Source organism: Hyphomicrobium denitrificans ATCC 51888, from assembly GCF_000143145.1.
Classification (GTDB): Bacteria; Pseudomonadota; Alphaproteobacteria; order Rhizobiales; family Hyphomicrobiaceae; genus Hyphomicrobium_B; species Hyphomicrobium_B denitrificans.
The window spans coordinates 464185-481589 of record NC_014313.1; the positions used below are offsets into that span (position 1 = coordinate 464185).

Genomic DNA, 17405 nt, shown 5'->3' on the forward strand with positions numbered 1-17405 from the left:
TTGCAGTCGCCGCATGTGTTGCCGGGATTTCATGGAAGTTTGTCCGCGCAGGCGGGTTCGAGCTTTGAGCACGCATTGATCAGGCGTTCGCCGTATCTCTCCCACGTGAATTCTTGGGCGCGGTCGCGCGCACTCCGAGACATGCGTTGACGCAGATCGCGATTGGCAACGACGCGCTCGATCGCGTCGGCCAAGGCTTCCGGGTTTCGTATCGGGACGATGATACCATCTTGTCCATCACGCACGACGGAGCCGCAGTTCGGTGTCGTGATGACCGGAACGGCACAGGCAAGAGCCTCAAGATGCGCCAGTGCGAAGCCATCGGACAATGTCGGAAGGACAAACACATCTGCTGCAAGAAACTCGTGCTGGACCGACGTTCGCGGAACTTGTCCGACGTAGGTTGGACCTTCGAAAAGCGGCTCGGACCTTTGTGCGTTCGTGACGGGACCGACGACGCGAATCTCGCATGGCACGTTGCGTTCGCGGAGCAGACGGGCGGCGGCAGCGAGGTAATGACTTCCTTTGAGAAGTCCGACGGTCCCGACAAATAGGACGCGGCCAGGTATCGTGTTCGGTTCGGTGGCGAGCCAGCTGGCGTCAACGCCGTAAGGAACGAGTTCAACCTTCTTTGGATCGGCGCCGAGTGCGATGACGGAATGATAAACGAACTCGGATGGTACGAGGATCAAGTCTGCGACTTCATACTTGCGCCGGTCGCGCGCTCGGCCTTCATCGATTGCTGTGAATGATGGAATGTTCCAGGGGACTTCCGGGAAGCGCTGATGCTCTTCGGCGAGATGCCAGCCGATATCGGGATTGAGCATCGCCTCATGAACGATGCGAAAGCCGCGCGCCTTCGCTTCCTCGCAAAATTCGACGTCGTCGTTGACGATGACGGTATAGATGGCGTTGGCACCGCCCAACTTGTCGTTCCGCGCACACTTCATCACGGCTTGCGAAATCGATCCCCAGATGGCGCTCAATCCGATCTTGCTGGCGATGTGTGCGGTGACGACTGTGCTGCTCACCTGACGCACGTTCTCGGACGTGAGATTTGCCGGAAGCTTTCTCCCGAGCATACGGCGGGCGAATGATGGTCGAAGTCGAGCGGGCCACAAGCGCTCCGCGAAGCGACCCGCTCCGACGCTGGCGCAGAAATCGGTGTAGAAACGCTGGAGCATGCCCGCGCGTTCGAGGATCGCTGGTACGGCGTAATGCAAGCGTGCGCCGGGTTGCAGAACCGCGAATTTTAATTGGCTTGATTCAGGCATTGGCTGAATTCTGGCGTTCATAGGAATAGTCGGACGATCCGTTCCATATCGCTGCCAACTTTTCGACGGCCGACTCCCACGTAAACGTAGCGGAGTGCTCGACAATGCGAGCGCGCAGCGCTGCGTAGCTGTCAGGGTCATCGACGTAGCCCGCAATGACGTCGGCAATCTCGTCCGCGTCCGCCCGCGCGTCGAACAGTTGCCCGCATCCTTCAGGGACCGTATCCGGTATGCCGCCGGTGCGGCTTGCAAGCACTGGAACTCCGAGGCGCAGGCTTTCGCGATTTGAGATCCCGAAGGCTTCTGCGGATGAGAAGAGGCACGTGAAATGGCATGATCGCATGAATTCGAGGAAGCGTTGCGGTTCGCTGTGTTTGTCGATGTATCCGATAGGCCGGAGCAGGTGATGACGCGGCCCGTCGGCTTCTGCGAAACCAGCGGCGGCAACTTCGACTTCCATGCCTCGAGCGTGAAGACATTCGGCAATCTCGAGGATGAAGTTCAGATTTTTTCGCTTCCAGTCCTTGCCGAGAAATCCCAACCGCAGTTTCGCCAGCGAGGCTGGTTTGACCTCGCTGAGCTCGGAGATGTTCGGAGCGTCGAAGTTCGATCCGGCGGGAACGACGTGGACGTTCGCGGGATCGACATGATAGCGCTCGACCACGGAGCGTGCCGCCCATCGGCTCATGCAAACAATGTGTTTTGCTGTGGTGTATCGTTCTTTTTCGCGTGTCATCGCGTCGGCCATCATATGGCGGCTGACGGTGCGGTTGTCCGCGAGACCGTATTCCTCGAAGTTCTGCGCGAGCGTAGCGTCGATGTAATAGCTCACAGGCCCAGTGTGCTTCGGGGGCGGAAATAGCGGGAAATGGCTGATGACTTCGGCATCGCATTCAACTGTGCTCGATTGGCTTAGTAGGCGGTGCAGAAAGTCTGCGCTGTATTGAAAGCCGCCGCGTTCGCCGTGACGCAGTTGAGACCAGATATTCCACATTGCCCTGCGAAGGCTGTAGCGTCTCGGATCGAGTGTCCAGGCGGCGTCGAGAAAGCCGGCTTGTTGCGCGGCGCGGAACAAGTGGAATGGCGTTCCGCTCCAGGCCGCGGGTGACGTGGCGTCGCCAATGCACGTCAGGATTCGCATTCGACCAGCCTATCGATGGGTTGTTGTGTGCCGAAAAGCTGTGTTTCCCAGCGTTGGGCGCAACGCTCGATACTGTACTCTGCGCGAACGCGACGGAGCGAGTTGGAACTCATGCGTGCGCGCAGTTCCGGCGTGTTCAGCACGTTGTAGAGCGCCAGCGCCAATGCGTCCGCATCGGACGGCGCAACGAGGAGTCCGGCTTCTCCATTCGCCAGGACTTCGCGGCAGGCAGCGACGTCTGTCGCAACGATGGGGATTCCCGCCGCCATCGCTTCGATCAGGACAATGCCGAATCCTTCGTCTCGCGTTGTGCTGAATGCGAAGACGTCGGCCTGTCCCAGCAGACTTGCGACGTCAGTACGATTGCCAAAAAACGTTGTCGATTTGGAGATGCCGAGGTTGCGCGCGTGTGCTTCTAGTGACGTTCGCAAGCTGCCATCGCCAATGATCCAAAGGCGCGCGTTCGGAATATCGCGGTGTATTTTCGCGAAGGCATCCAGCAGCGTCGCATGGTCCTTGATGACGTCCAATCTCGAAACGATTGCAATCGTCGGCGTGAGATCGCGCCGGCTGTCACGTGACTTGCGGGCTGTTGCAAGAATGTCCGCGACGTCGATGGCGTTGGGCACGATTGCGGATCGTGCCGGCATCCCGATGCCGAGCTTGCCGAATTCCTGCGCGACCGCTGAGGAGCATGACACGACGGGGCATTGTACAACGCGCGAAGCCAATAGAACTGCGGTGAATCGCAGTCTTGATATTAAACTTCGCGAGGGAGGGTTCCCGGCCCACGCGCTGATGGAATTGATGCCTACACCGTGTGCCGCGACAGCGGAAATGATATGCGGAATGCCGAAGCAGTGAATTAATACCGCGTCGGGTTTCACTTGTGCGATTTTCTCTCTGATCCATCGCCATCGTTGTAAGTGTGTTCGTTTGTCGGGTGGGATGACACTGACGTTGGTTTGCGAGAGTTGCTGAAAATCCCGTTCCAGGCTTCGCGATGATACTTCCCAAGCGAGAACGTGTTGATCGAAACGACCCTGCCAGTGCCGCGCGAGGCGCAGGCACATGACTTCGGTTCCGCCGGTCCCGAGTCCGGCGATGACATGCATCACGCGCTTCATGCGGCGCGGTCCGGAATTGGCGCGTATTCCGGTTTTTCCGGCAACGGCAGGCCAAGCAACTCGGAATAGCCGCGTGCCATTTCAGCCATCGAGAATGTCTGAACAACTTGGGTTCGGGCGAGGTGCGCGCGTGCCTCGGCGAAAGTCGCGTCGGCGATGATGGCATCGATAGCGTTTGCCATTGCCAGCGCATCGCCAGGAGTGACGAGCGTTCCTAGGCGGCCGTCCTCCAAGACTTCGCGACAGGCGCCGACGTCGCTTGCAACAACCGGCACTCCGATTGCCATGGCTTCGATCAAGGCGATGCCGAGTCCTTCGTCCTTCGTCGTCGAGAACGCAAAGACATGCATTTTCTCGACCAGGTCAGGAATGTCTTTGCGCATGCCGAGAAGTTGGACTGTATCGCCGATGTCTTCTGCTGCGATCAGGGACTCGAATTCGTCGCGCCGGCTGCCGTCGCCGATGAGCCAGATGCGCACATTGCGTCCACGCATTCGGAGTATGCGAGCGGCCCGGATCAATGTGGGTTGATCCTTGTGCCCTTCCAACCGCGCGACCATGCCGATGATAAATGGTGCATCATCGCTTTGCCGATGCGTCTTGCGCGTGCTGTTGCCGAAAGCGACCGGAAATCCGTTGTAAATGACGGCCGTTTCGGATTCTCTGACGCCGAAGTGGCGCACCGTCCCCGTACGAACGTAGTGGCTGCAGCAGACCAAGCAATCTGTGAAAGGGCGACCTAACTGCACCAAAATCTTGAACTTGCGGAATGCGGTTTGCGCGCCGGTATTTGGATAATTGCCGACATGAGCGATGATGCGCTTCACACCAGCCATTCGCGCGCCGATGGCAATGAGCGCGTGCCAGCCAAGCGGCATTGACAGTATTGCGATCGGGCGATGTTCTCGTGCTATCGCGAATATGCGGTAGGCGAGAGCGAGGTAGCGCGCGTAGCCTCTGTCCGGCAGATCGAGCACGATGCACGTCAGTCCGAGTGCGGCGAAATCCGAGGCTAAGTCATTGGGGGTTCGCTGCATGACGACGATGAGCGGCTGCACCCCAGCGTCGATCCATTCGCGGCTGAGCTCGAGCGCCAAACGGGGCGTGCCTTCCGCCGCGAGCGACATCAACACGATGAGGACGCAGTCTTTGCGTGGCATCGCTGTGTCTAGACCTTGGCCACGAGGTCGAGATGAAAGTTGGCGTCGCCATTCGCGCGTTTGAATGCGCTGGCCCAGGCCGCACCGTCATGCGAGCGGTATCCGATTTGCTCGAGGTTTTTGAGAAGAACGTGAGGATCGCGGTGCTGGCGGCGGATAAATGCGGGATGCACTTCGAGGTGCATGCGAGGCCGCCGCTGCGCGAGCCAATCTAGGGACGCGCGTACAAGGTCCCACTCCATGCCTTCGATGTCGATCTTGAGCAGATCCGGAACGACGCCATGCTCGCGGCATATGCTCTGGAGCGTGGCGCATTCGACTTCGATGCGGGCAAAAGGGCGGCCGTTTCTGGCGGCGGTTCGCTGAGTACCGGCATCTCCGGCGGGCGAAAGGCTGCGCGCCACACCGTATCCAGACGATACGAATTCGGCTTTCTCTGCTGATCCGACGGCGCGGCCATCGATGATCCATTCCGTGTTTGCGCGCATATTTCGATCGCGCACATTTGCGAGCACGATGCGAGACGGAGGGTCCGGCTCGATGCTCAGAATCTGGACGGCTTCCGGCCGGCTTGCGGCAAACAGCGCGGAGAAGAAGCCGCCGGATGCGCCGATGTCGACGAATGCGCGGCAGCCTGAGGCGAGTTTTAAAAACGAACGCCATTCTTCGGCTTCGAATGCCATGGAGCGGAAGACGTTGTGCGCGAGTGCATCGTCCGGAAGACGTAAGCGAAGCGATCGGTTCAAAAATATGCAATCAACTCCGGCGTTCATGTCGCGCTGGATGAGATCCGAAGTTTCCATGCGGTAGTAGATCGAAAGACGTTTCAGGAACCGCGCTTTACGGAACAGCGACGATGGCAGCGATGCCTTGACCAGGCTCCTGACGCCATGACCGAATATGCTCTGTTGAAGCATGTGTGTTTTCCCGTTCGTCAAGCGGCAATCGCGAAACGTGAAACGGCTTCCGAGCGTCCGGCGCGCATCCAGGCCTGCAAGTCGCGGTATTGGCGGCGAATACCGCGGTATCCCATTGAAGCCAGGGGAGCGAGGAAGTTGGATGGGTTGCGCCCGCGCTTTCCGAGCATCTGCCAGTGGACTTCGAGCTGCAGTGCGGGCTTGATCTGTTCGATGACCGAAAGCGACGAACAGATGATCTCGTGCTCGAAGGATTCGACGTCGATTTTCATAATGTCCGGGCGCCAATCGATTTTGCGCAGGAGATCGGGCAGCGTCGTCACCGGCACGTCGATTTCGGATGCTTTGATCGCCTTCATCGCGTTTTCGTGCAGGCGATTGCTGATCGGCATTATGAGGCGGCCGGAAATGTCGGATACCGCTTCGTTCAGGATGCGCCACTCTGTTTGTGGACCGCTGTTCAGCGTGACGGCGCGTTCCAACAGCGGCAGCACTTGCGGGTCAGGTTCGACCGAGAGGATGTTGCATGCGCTCGACCGTGAGCGTGCAAAAAGCGCAGACATGAACCCGGTCTGAGCGCCAATGTCGATCAGCGCCGTTCGGCCCTTCGAGAGTTCGAGAAACTCTCTGGCTTCGAGCGAGGACTCGTTGACCTCGATCCCGTGGTGCTGCCAGTTGAGGTATGCCGTCACGCTCTCGGGTGGAAAAACTGTGACGCCGTTTTTGATATATAGTGGCAGGCCCGGCGTGCGGTTTCGGACGCGCAGCGCCTCGCTTCGATCCATGCGCCAATAACTTGGTATGCGTTTGACGAAGCCAAGCGTTTGCCAGACCGCGAACGGGGTGGCGGCGCGGACAGCGGATCGAAGCGTCGTGTGCGAGTTCATGACGTTGACCTCGAAGTTATTTGCGGAAAAGTTGAGTTGAGACGGCGAGCAATTCGGCTTTTCGCGACGTCATTTGCTTCTCGGCGATCAGCGCGCGTGCGGTGTCGAGATATGCCTCGACCATCTGGTCGGTCGAGAAGCGGTTTTCGGCTTCCTTGCGGCAGGCTAAACGAGAAATTTTCGGGATCCGCATGACCGCCCGGGCCATTTTATCTTCATCGTGCGCGAGGAAGCCCGTCACGCCATTGCGGATGAGTTCCGGCATGCAGCCACGTGGTGTCGTTATCACCGGCGTACCGCAAGCGAGGGATTCCATGACGACGTTTGCGCAGGGTTCGTCCCACTGGATCGGCGCAAGCATGGCTCTGGCGGTGGCGAGAAATTCGAACTTTTGTTTGTCGGCGATTTCGCCGATCCACTCGATGTTGCCGCCGATATGAGGACGGATCTCGCGTTCGAAGAATTCGCGGCCGCCCGCCTCGTCCGAAATATTTCCAGCGATCTTGAGCGGCAGCCCGGTTTGCTTCGCGACGCGGATCGCGATGTCGGCGCCTTTGTTTGCCGTGAGGCGGCCGACGAAAGCGAGATAGCCTTCGGTGACTTCATCTGAAAAGGCAATCCGCTGGGTGGCGGTGCTGTTATGGATTGTGGTCCATCGTCGCGATGGAAATGCAGTGCGTTGATGATCGCTGACCGAGACGAGTGAAAGCGGCCCTTTTGCTGTACTTTGCAACCGGTCTACGTCGGACCGGTCAATCGGATTTCCGAACCGGTAGATCAAAGGTGTGCCGGCCAGCAGGAAGGGAAATAGGTAATCGGTGCGGCATCCGGCGAGTACGACGTCATGGCCAGCGAGGAGTTCGCGCAGGCTTCGGACGGCGAAATTGAATTTGCAGTAGCCTCGCCAGGCAGTGGCGCTTTGGCCGGCCCACGGGTAGGTGACGAGGCGTCCGTAGTTCGTTGATCCTTCGGCGGCCATGAGCGTCACGGCATGGCCGCGACGCGCGAAGCCTTCGCAGAGATGCGCGAATATGCGCTCGGCCCCACCGTAGCCGTGTGGCGGAACGGCGATCTTCGAATCCGCGATCACGAGGATTCGCAAAAGCCGAGAACCGGGATTGGGAATGTAGTCTGTCATCTAGCCTAAGCACTTTTCCAGCGAAGTCGATCGACGATCCAGCGGAACTCCGGCGTCAGGCATTGGACGACACCTAGGCCGATGCAGATCTGCAAGCGTCGCAGTAACAGTATCGAGGCTGCGATCTGGCTAAGCATCAGCGACGCCGCGATTCCGGCGAGCCCCAAGTTCGGAATGAGCGTTGCGGCGGACGGTACAAAAACTGCCAGCGCAGCCATCTGAGCGTAAGGTCCTGCGCGCCAGTCATCGAGCGCGCGGAGCGCGACAGTCGCCGTTTGCACGAAGCACATGGGAATTTGCGCAATACAAAGCAGGATCGCTGCAGGAACGGCTTCTGCGTAGTCCTGCCCGAAAAGAAACGGGAGGAGCAGCGGGATAGCGAGCGCGATGCTCGCATTGATGATCAGCGCAACGATGCAGGAGGCACCAAGGGCATTGCGAATGAGGTGTCGGCGCGTGGCGAAGCTTTGTGCTGCCGCGAGTTTTGGAAAGATCACGATCGACGTTGCGCTTGAGACAATGCCAAGTCCGGCACCCGATAGCGCCAGCGCGACGGCATAACGTCCGAGATCGGCGTGCGAGAAATAGGTTATGCAGATCACACGATCGGCGTTCTGAAAAAGAATGCCCGCGAAGGCCGTGGCGTGAAATTCAATGCCGGTTTTCAGCAGCGCCGTCATTTCGCTCAACCGCGGAAGGTTGATTGCGCTAGGTCTGATCAGACGCCATCTGCCGGCGCACACCAATGCGGTTCCGAGCCACGAAGCGGTAAGCAGCGTTGGAACGCTCAACGCTGACTGTTGCCACAGCACCAGCATTCCGGCGAGATACGTCGCTTGCGGCAGCAGGCGGAATAGATTGTAGCGCGTGAAATCCTGGCGTCCGTGATCGATCGCCACGAGCGTCAGTGCGATGAAGTTTGCAGGTAGGAAGACGAGCAAATAGAGGATTTGCAGATTGCGCTGTTCGGGCCCGACCGCGAAAGCGACAAGGACCAATCCGCCGATCAGCGAAAGTGCGGACAGGGCAACGGCAGAGGTGAGCGCGCTTCCTGCCATCGATCCGCTGCCTTGACCGCGTGCAATGTAATAGCTGAGCGCGCTCGGCAAGGAGCAGATACCCAGGCCGGCGATTGCGCCTGCCCAGAATTGAATCTCGGCGAGCTCCCCGCGGGCATGCGGACCAAGAAGTCGCGCCGCGAGAACACCGGTCGCTACTCCGAATGCGAGATTGACAACGTTCGTCGCAACGGAACCTGACCATGCCGGAATGGACTTCAAAGAGATGAAACTCGCTGATGCGACTGATGGATTGGGAATGCGCAAAGCTACCGCACGCTTGGTGAAACTCACCTCGCGGGAGAGAAAGCGTCTAATGATTAAAAAGGACTAACACTTAATCCGCTTATGGAGCAACGAGATGTTCCGTTCGCGGGATAATTGGTGCAGCTCTGTTGTTGATAAGTCGCTTGTCTGTGGTCGGCGCGTTGAGCAGCGGGCGGACTAATCCCGTGAGATTTTCAGGTCATCGAAATTCGCAAAGCCGGAGATCATGCGCTCGGAGGCTGAGGGCGCATCCAGCGCAAGCTCAAGGGTTTGCGCCGAGCATTCCTCGGGCACCTCGAACGCAACGGAGAAGCGAGTCCACTGGCGTCGCTCGCCGAGTAGCGGTTCGGTCTTGGCCAGAGCTTTTGCATTCGGCAGACAACCGATTGTCCAGATCAAGCCGCTGCGGCCTCGTACGTTTCCTCTCAGCATGCCTGTCAGCGTGTATCTCCCTGGCAACAGCGCCAACAGTTGAGACGTCGGCTGGAACTTGACGCGGCCGGGACCGAGTTCGATCGCGAGAGCGTGCTCTGCAGGGCGATCGTCTCTAGGCGTGATTTCGATCGTGGCGCCGTTGCCAGAATTTATCGTCCAGTCATACGGCAATCCGGATGGTGGAGCTTCGAAAGATCCATTGTTGAGTAAGCCGGTGCGGGTGAGTTCATCGGCGCTCAGAAATTGCAGCCAGCTATAATGGGCCAGCGGATAAAGCTTGTTGTCCAGAAGAATGCGCAGGTACGCTCCGACTTCTCGCGACGTGGGCGGATGCGAGGTCGCTTTCAGCGCCAGAAGGAGCCGTAGTGGCGCATACGGATTTTTGATGTGGCCTTTGAGATACCAAAAGAACGCCCATCGCCACTGTGGATTTTCGGCAAGCAGCTTTTCGAATGCGTCGCGTCCGGATTGAGTTGTGGAGAATGCGACGAGTGTTGGAATCAGGACGGGCATGGATTGTGGTTTGGCGCGTAGCAACGCGTCCGCATAGCCAGCAGCTGCTGTGTAATCTTGTGCTGCCAATCTACTTTTCAAGTTCCAGTAAGCCGCCGATTGCAGCCGTAACGATTGTCGGGATGCTGCGGACATGAAGCGTTCCGCCGTCTTGAAATCGGCATCGCTTGCGGTGAGCAAGCCCATCATTTCCAGGCCCTGAGCGTTGAACGGCTCGTCTCGCAAAGCCGACCTTGTCCAGTCCGTGGCTTGCTGTTTCAAAAGCGGGTCCAGATTTTGGTTCTGAGCTTTGGCGGTCGTCTGGTTGGCCAACGCAAACCGAACAGCGGATGATGACGTCGCGAATGCAGCTGTAAGCTCGGGGTCTGCAGACGATAGCGAGACGAGCATCGATTTCGAAAGAATGAGCAGCGCTAACGCGAGGCACAATGCAGCGGTGCCGATTTTGATGGCTCGCCGCTGCCCTCGTGCGCGCATTCGCAGCAGCGCATGTTTTGGCTGATGGTCCATTCGCGTCACGGAACAGCGCTTTTTCGCGCCAATGCGATGACAAGCTTTCGTATCCATCCGGGTTTGCGCATGCGCCAGCCATCGGATGATACGCGGTAGGGTGTGCCTCGCTGGGGAGTTGCAAAATAGGTGATGCGATGCTGGGAAGCCGCTGTTTCTATTCCTGCGCTTGGTGATCGGCGCGTTGCGCTGCTGGGCGAGTTGATCTGCTTCCAAGCGCGTATGACTTGGCGCGCCATCGCCGATCGACGGTCGTCGCTGCTGATGTCGGGATGCAGCCATTTCATCAGCAGCGCCATGTGAGCCCGCAATTCGGAGATCGGCGCGGTGTGATCCAGGCCAAGCGTGCGATATTCGTCGGCGCCGTGTTCGAGCAGGATTTGCTCGATGAAGAAAGTCGCGGCTTCATGAATGGCAGCCGAAGGACGGCGGCTCAGATCCTGTGCTGTGCGCATCGCATCGGCATCACCGGCTGCGATCAGCAATAATAATTTCGTGCCCTTCGGGAGAGGACGTGTGCGTGTCGCGCGAACCTGGGACGGCAGATAGAAAAGATCGATTGCGGTTTTCAAGGCATCCGCATCGCTCATGACGGATGCTCGCGAGATGGCACCATCGGAGGCGGGGTATCAAAACGCGGAACGGATTTGCCATAGGAGAAGGCGTGCTCGCCGTAGGAAAATCCGTAGCCATACCCGTAGCCGTATCTCCCGTATCCGTAGCCCGCTCGTTTGACATCGAACCGCGTTACGACGCTGCCGATGAGCGGACTTTTTGCGACATCGAGCCGTTTGAGCGCACCGCGGACGGACCCTGTCCTCGCAACGCCGGCGCCGATCACGAAGACGGTTGCTTCCGCCGCGTTCGAAAGCAGAGGGGCGTCGGCGATGCCGAGAACGGGGGGGCCGTCGATGACGACGAGATCAAATGCTTGCAGGCTTAGCGAGAGCAAAGACATCAGATGTGGACTGCTCAAAAGATCTGCAGCATTTGGCGGCAGTGGCCCTGATGGCAGGAAAGCCAGATTTTCTATGTCCGTCGTTTGAATTGCATCGGGCGGCTGGCAGACGCCGGCCAGGCATGAACTCAATCCGATGGAACTATCGGCTCGCAAGGCTTTGTGAAGAGAAGGGCTTCGCATGTCGGCATCGACAAGGAGAACCTTGAGGCCAAGGCGCGAAAAGTGTTGCGCAATGGCGAGGGACGTTATCGATTTTCCTTCGGCGGGATCGGCGCTGGTGATCAGCAGTGATTTCGGCATGCCGCGTGCCGTCGAGAATTGAAGCGACGTGCAAAGCGAGCGGTAGGCTTCGGATAACGGCGAGCGTGCGTCATCGAGTGCGTTTTCGGCGCCGCCTTCGGTTCTGGTGAACGGGATGACGCCAAGAGTCGGCAGGCCGCCGATGCGCTCGGCTTCCTCGATCGAGTCGATGACATCATCGAACTCTTCGAGGAGATAGGCGACGCCGAACCCGCCGAGAGATCCGATCAGGAGATAGATGAGCATCGCCCGCATGAGCTTTGGCGATGACGGAGCGCCAGGAAGGTTAGCCTTATCGACAATGAAGACGTTGTTGCTTCCGATGCCGCCCGCAACGTCGACTTCCTTGAAGCGCTGCAGCAGATCATTATAGAGGCCGCGATTGGTGTCGACCTCGCGTTTCAGGATGTTGTATTTGATCGAGCGCTTTTGAACATCGAGAACATCGGCGCGCAGTTGCTCGACGCGTGCCTTCAGCTCTCGCTCCTGACTGACGGACGACTCATAAGCACCCTTCAGAGAGGCCCGGATGGTTTTGACTTCGGCGGCAAGCTGCTTGTCGATCTCCGCGATTTTATTCCTGATCTGAATCATTTCCGGATAACCGGGTTTGAACGTTTCGAGCTTTTCCTGATAGCTGGTCACGAAATCGTTGCGCTTGGCGCGCAGACCGTCAATCATCGCGTTGCTCAAAAATTGGGGTAAACTGATCGCGTTGGATGCGTCGACCTGGCGCCAGAGTTGTTCGTTTCGAATGCGCTCCGACGTGATATTGCCCAAGGCGACGTTGGCGTGTCCGAGATCGGCTTCGGTGATCGAGGCGCTCTGGTTCGTCGCGACGATCTGCTCTTTCTCGGCGAAATCGAGCATGGTTTTTTCGGACTGCTCGAGTTTCAGTTTCAGCTGCTTGATCTGGTCTTCGAGAAACGTCTTGGCGTAGGCGTTGGCTTCAAAACGCTTGTCGAGATTTGATGCGATGAACGCGTCGGCATAGGCAGACGCGATTTTCCGGCTGCGCGCGGGGTCGGGATCGGAATAAGCGACGTCGACGAGCCTTGATCCGGCAACGGGCCTTATGGAGACGTTGCTTTGGACTATTGCCGCGGCGGCATCAATCCGCGTGCCGCGGCTTTGTTGGGCCTTGGCAGGGTCTGTCTTTATGAGATTTCGTACCGCCGCCAAGAATGAAAATTCGCGCGGACGAAAGAAATTTTCGTCGTCAGTTAAGCCCGCGGCCGATGCGACGCGCTCCGCCAAGCTCCGGCTTTGAAGCAGTTCGTATTGAGTCTTGAGAAATTCGTTATCGGTTCCTTCGACCGGGGTGACTGTTCCGCCGTCTACGATTTTTGCGACATTGCGATCGATCTGCAGGCGGATCGTCGAGGTATAAAGCGGCGCCATCATCAGCGTTCGCGTCGTGCCGATTGCCAGAACGCACGCGGCTATCGCGAGAATTAGCCATTTTCGCTTGTTGATGATGTGCAGGTAGATTCGGATCCTGGTCGCGATGTCGGGGTCGTCCGGTTCGAGATCGCGTCCCGCGGGTTGCAAAAGCCGATAGCTTTCGGTGACGTCGCCAGGAGGACCAGATGCGGGCTCGAGCTGTCGCGAGTTGGCGTCTCTGGAGTTCTGATTTGCATCGCCGGAAGACGCCATGCGTTTTTCTCGTCCGTCCCAGATCAAGATGACTGGCTTATAAGAGTGTGATGAACATGCTCGTGATCGGCAAAGCCTTGAGCAGGCCTTGGTACGCCGTCTTGAGAGAGGAGTCGGAGACGACGATAAGATCGCCTTCTACGATCACGGGATCTTTGGCGTTTCCGGATCTGATCTGATCCAGGTCGAATTTCGCGGCCTGACTTTTTCCGTCCGCTTTACGAAACACCGCGATTTCAGTCTGCGCGGTATCCGTCAAACCCTCGGCGGTCGCAATCAACTGCAAAAGTGAAGTCTCGCCCCGGATCGGGTAAACTCCGGGCTTTTTCACTGCGCCGTCAATCGTCACGCGTTGACTGTTGTATTCTTTGATCGTGACGTTCACCTGTGGAGACTGCAGGAATTTTCCGCCGAAGCGTTTTGTGAGATCGCGTTCCACATCGCGCGCCGTGCGTCCTGCAGCCGGGACTTCGCCAACGAGCGGCAGATTGATGGTTCCGGCGGCGGCCACCTGCACGGTCTTGGAGAGCTCAGGCACTCGAAACACAGTGACGTCGAGCAGATCCAACGGGCCGATCTTGTAGGCCGAGCTTGTTGGATCGGCGGCTGCGGTCAGGCGAACGGCTTCGAGGGAAGCTTGTTGCGGTAACGCGATGCTACTGGTTGCAATCGGCGCAGAAGTTCCCGTTGGCGCCGTTTTAGCAACCGTTGCCTGGGACGGATCGACTTCAATTGCTTCGGAGAGCGTCGTGCCGCAAGCGCTCAGTAAGCTCCCGACGGCGAGCGTCGCGACGACGAAAAGGTAGCGGAATTTGCGGCGTTGAATGATTGCAGATTGTTCAGGCCATGTCTTGCAAGGCCTTGTTCTGAAGACCGACCGGCAACGGCAGATTGGATGGCGGTTCATTCTCTAATACACCCCGCGGACGTGTCAAAACCATGTGTGTTGCTTCGCGCTCTCCGACGCGCCGAGCGGCCGCTTCAAAGCCTTTCGACAGATCGGGCGGACGGTGGCGCGTATCATGTGCGTCGGTCGCAAGGACGTGTACGCGTCCCTCGTCGATCATGCGCTCTGCCCAATAGCGCGGCTCGCGGCCGAAGCGCCCCGTCAGCGAGCCTGCCGTGATCTGCATCCAGACGCCGTGGCGGGAGAGCCGCTCGAATATGGAGTACTGCTCGGAAATCCATCGCAGACGTTCCGGATGCGTCAGGATCGATACGTATCCTGCGAGAAGGATCTCGAAAAAGAACTGCTCCATGCGGATCGGCGCGACATGGTACGGCGGTTCGACAAGGACGTAGCGGCTGTCGGCGATGGTCGGAATTTCACGGCGTGAGAGTTTTTGAGTGAACTGCACATCCATGTGAGCGTCAGCGCCGCAGACGAGATCGAGCGCGATGTCAGACTGATGCAGTGCGTTGCGCAGATGGTCGGTCGCGGCGAGCAGCTTCGCGGCGGTATTGGGGTAGAGGCCGGGAAGGATGTGCGATGTGCAGGCGATGGCCGTGATGCCTTCGCTAACGGCCATGCGCGCCATTTCAAGCGACGTTTCGAGATCGCACGCGCCGTCATCCAGGCCCGGCAATATGTGGCAGTGAAGATCGATCATGGCGTGCAACTCATCGCGAACTGCCGTCGCTGAAATTTTCAGACTAGTCTTAACGTACTATTTTACTTTGGTGCCATGTCAAGCCGACGCCCGAGGTTGAAAAGCTTCGGCGTGGACCGTTTGAAGCTCAATTCTATTTTTGGAAATTCTGTTAAAACAATATGTTGTGTCGTTTTTCGAATTTCTTTTCTAGTTCAAAGAGATGTTTTCTGGCGCACGAAAATTTGCGTGTGTCTCTTTTTTATCCGGAGAGACAGCCGTCATCGTTTATGTTTAAATGATTCTTACGTGCTATTATGGTGTGTCGGCTTTTCCGGGGTGGCATCGAATGGTTAGCAAATATTTTTTGGCCGCCGGCACGCTGTTGCTGATCGCCAATGTGTCGCCGGCGTATGCGGCAAGCCTGGACGTGCAAAGCGGTGAAGTGCTGCTCAGTCGCGATGGAGCTTACCAATCCGTTCGCGGTTCGAGCGAGGTTATCGTTGGAGATACGCTCGTAAGCAGAGCGGGAAGTTCGGCGAAGCTCACGTTCTCCGACGGTTGCGTGACGTATCTGGGCATGGGGATGGCGTTCACCGTAGAAGCCGAGTCGCCGTGCGCCACGGGGCGTTCCGGCGCGATCGAAACTGGCGCCAATTCGAGCTCGGCGTCAAATGCAACGTCTCCGGCACCGTACGACGGATGGGTCGAGGGCACGGAGACTCTTGCCGTCTCGCAAACGCCGCAGACCGACTTCATGCCGTATCTGCTGGGTGCTGTCGCGGTCGGCGGTGTCGTCGTCGCGGTGTCGGCGCTAGGCGGTGGCGGTGGAGATTCGCCGCCCGTCAGTCCGTAACGCCGTGCAGGCGTTCCGACAATTGATGCGCCCTCGCTGGGGGTGTGCAACTCAGCCAATACGGCGCTCCGGTATCAAGCGCGGTGGCGCGGGTCCGGGTCTCGGGCGGGCTCTTAGTTCTTATTGGACCGCGTGCGTTATCCTCCTCGCCATCGTTCTTGGCGGAGCGACGCGCGCCGGCTTTCTCGGTGACGCGGTTCTGCAGCTCATCGCATTGCCGCTGCTCTGGCTGGCGTTGATCGGGCTGATTGAGTCTCGGGAAACGTCGCGTGTGCGATGGGTTTTGTCGGGACTTGCGATGGTCGTTGCATTGCCGCTGCTGCAACTCGTTCCGTTGCCACCATCGGTATGGACGTCGCTACCTGGGCGGTCCGCGATCACGAGCACGTATGAGCTGTTAGGCGATCCGTTGCCGGCATTTCCACTCACTGTGTCGCCGGAAGCGACGTGGTTGAGCGCACTTAGCCTGGTGCCAGCGGTTGCGATATTTCTAAGCGTTCTGACGCTTGGCTATGAGCAACGACGGCACGTCAGTCTTGTTGTCATTGCAGTCGCTGTCGTCAGTGTTTTTCTGGGCCTTCTGCAAGTCGCGGGTGGCCCGAATAGCGGTCTGCGCTTTTATACGGTCACGAATACGAGCGAAGCCGTAGGGTTCTTTGCGAACAGAAATCATTTTGCGGCATTGCTCTATGTGGCGATGCTGTTCTGCTTCTGCTGGTTATTCGAGACATCGGAGGCGTTGGCAGAAGCGCGTGCGGCGAAGTTCGGCTCGAAGACGGTCATATACTTTGCCGTGTTCGCGGTGGCTTTTATCGTCTTGATGGCCGGGCAATTGATGGCGCGTTCTCGAGCTGGATTGCTCCTCTCGGTCGTTGCATTGTTGGCGGGTTTCATCGTTGTGATGAGTGGTCGCCGCGCACGAGGTCAGCGATATTTGTCAAAATTTTTGCTCGCGGCGATCGCGATCGTAGTGGTTGTGTGTTCGCCGTTTGCTCTTTTTCGAATCCTGGATCGATTTGGAACTGAAGCGGTTTCGGATGCTCGCGTTGCGATCATACGAAATACGATTTCGGCGGCGGAAGCCTACATGCCGCTTGGCTCTGGTCTCGGCACGTTCGTGCCGGTTTATCAAACTTTCGAAAAGCCGTCCGATATTGCGGTGACGTATGTCAATCACGCACACAACGATCTGCTGGAGTTGTGGGTTGAGACCGGTATTCCTGGGATTTTGCTTTTATCGGTGTGCATCGTTTGGCTGGCGCGCCGAGCGATCGCGGCTTGGACTACGGCGGAAGCAGATGATGCGCGTCGGATTGATCGCGATTTGACGAGATCGGCGGCGGTCGTCATCGGGTTGTTGCTTGCTCACTCCCTTGTCGATTATCCGCTTCGAACGTCGGCCAATCTGGCTGTCTTTGCATTTGCTGCTGGGTTGCTCGTGCCTCCGGTGCAGGCTCGGCGAGCAGATCGTGAAATGGCGGAGGCGAACTCCCGGATGGTTCCGCATCGCTCATCGCGCACGCCTCAACCCGTTCGGCAACGGGCGCTCTGGTATGCTGACGGTGAATGGCCGAGCGATCGAAATTGAAATTTGGATGAGCGTGTTTGTCGACGTG

The 17405-nt window shown here is 58.1% G+C and carries 15 protein-coding genes; 2 read left to right on the forward strand and 13 right to left on the reverse strand.

All coding sequences use genetic code 11. The annotated features are described in order from the left end of the window. Nucleotides 1–29 precede the first annotated feature (29 nt). The 13 genes from HDEN_RS02180 to HDEN_RS02240 form a co-directional block, all read right to left on the reverse strand. Complete coding sequence (locus HDEN_RS02180) at nt 30–1274, reverse strand: glycosyltransferase family 4 protein (RefSeq protein ID WP_013214485.1); 1245 nt, start codon at nt 1272–1274, stop codon at nt 30–32. After that, nucleotides 1267–2415 carry a glycosyltransferase family 4 protein gene (locus tag HDEN_RS02185; RefSeq protein WP_013214486.1) on the reverse strand — a complete coding sequence of 383 codons (1149 nt, stop codon included), beginning with the start codon at nt 2413–2415 and terminating at the stop codon, nt 1267–1269. The genes HDEN_RS02180 and HDEN_RS02185 overlap by 8 nt, the downstream gene beginning before the upstream one ends. Further along, nucleotides 2403–3542, reverse strand: coding sequence for a glycosyltransferase (locus HDEN_RS02190; protein WP_013214487.1), 1140 nt, complete (start codon nt 3540–3542; stop codon nt 2403–2405). The genes HDEN_RS02185 and HDEN_RS02190 overlap by 13 nt, the downstream gene beginning before the upstream one ends. Continuing rightward, a complete protein-coding gene (locus HDEN_RS02195; RefSeq protein WP_013214488.1) occupies nt 3539–4702 on the reverse strand; it encodes a glycosyltransferase in 1164 nt (387 codons plus the stop codon). Before HDEN_RS02195 ends, HDEN_RS02190 begins: the two co-directional genes overlap by 4 nt. Before the next feature lie 8 nt (nt 4703–4710). Continuing rightward, the gene (locus HDEN_RS02200) at nt 4711–5619 is read right to left on the reverse strand and encodes an FkbM family methyltransferase (RefSeq protein WP_013214489.1); all 909 of its coding nucleotides are present in this window, start codon (nt 5617–5619) and stop codon (nt 4711–4713) included. Between the two features lie 17 nt (nt 5620–5636). Next, entirely contained in the window at nt 5637–6506 is an 870-nt protein-coding gene (locus HDEN_RS02205; protein ID WP_013214490.1) for an FkbM family methyltransferase, read from the reverse strand. A gap of 16 nt (nt 6507–6522) precedes the next feature. After that, on the reverse strand, nt 6523–7644 hold the full coding sequence (locus tag HDEN_RS02210; protein ID WP_013214491.1) for a glycosyltransferase family 4 protein: 1122 nt from the start codon (nt 7642–7644) through the stop codon (nt 6523–6525). 5 nt (nt 7645–7649) lie between these two features. After that, on the reverse strand, nt 7650–8924 hold the full coding sequence (locus HDEN_RS02215; protein ID WP_013214492.1) for a lipopolysaccharide biosynthesis protein: 1275 nt from the start codon (nt 8922–8924) through the stop codon (nt 7650–7652). Between the two features lie 222 nt (nt 8925–9146). Next, the gene (locus tag HDEN_RS02220; RefSeq protein WP_013214493.1) at nt 9147–10394 is read right to left on the reverse strand and encodes a hypothetical protein; all 1248 of its coding nucleotides are present in this window, start codon (nt 10392–10394) and stop codon (nt 9147–9149) included. Between the two features lie 38 nt (nt 10395–10432). Beyond that, nucleotides 10433–11017, reverse strand: coding sequence for a J domain-containing protein (locus HDEN_RS02225; protein ID WP_013214494.1), 585 nt, complete (start codon nt 11015–11017; stop codon nt 10433–10435). Continuing rightward, nucleotides 11014–13344, reverse strand: coding sequence for a GumC family protein (locus HDEN_RS02230; RefSeq protein ID WP_013214495.1), 2331 nt, complete (start codon nt 13342–13344; stop codon nt 11014–11016). Before HDEN_RS02230 ends, HDEN_RS02225 begins: the two co-directional genes overlap by 4 nt. Before the next feature lie 37 nt (nt 13345–13381). Continuing rightward, the gene (locus HDEN_RS02235; RefSeq protein ID WP_081446211.1) at nt 13382–14251 is read right to left on the reverse strand and encodes a polysaccharide biosynthesis/export family protein; all 870 of its coding nucleotides are present in this window, start codon (nt 14249–14251) and stop codon (nt 13382–13384) included. Continuing rightward, entirely contained in the window at nt 14184–14954 is a 771-nt protein-coding gene (locus HDEN_RS02240; protein WP_013214496.1) for a tyrosine-protein phosphatase, read from the reverse strand. Before HDEN_RS02240 ends, HDEN_RS02235 begins: the two co-directional genes overlap by 68 nt. A gap of 328 nt (nt 14955–15282) precedes the next feature. Between HDEN_RS02240 and HDEN_RS02245 the strand changes: the two genes are divergently transcribed. Continuing rightward, the gene (locus tag HDEN_RS02245) at nt 15283–15789 is read left to right on the forward strand and encodes a hypothetical protein (protein WP_013214497.1); all 507 of its coding nucleotides are present in this window, start codon (nt 15283–15285) and stop codon (nt 15787–15789) included. Nucleotides 15790–15814: 25 nt separating this feature from the next. Continuing rightward, on the forward strand, nt 15815–17377 hold the full coding sequence (locus HDEN_RS02250) for an O-antigen ligase family protein (protein ID WP_013214498.1): 1563 nt from the start codon (nt 15815–15817) through the stop codon (nt 17375–17377). Nucleotides 17378–17405 lie beyond the last annotated feature (28 nt).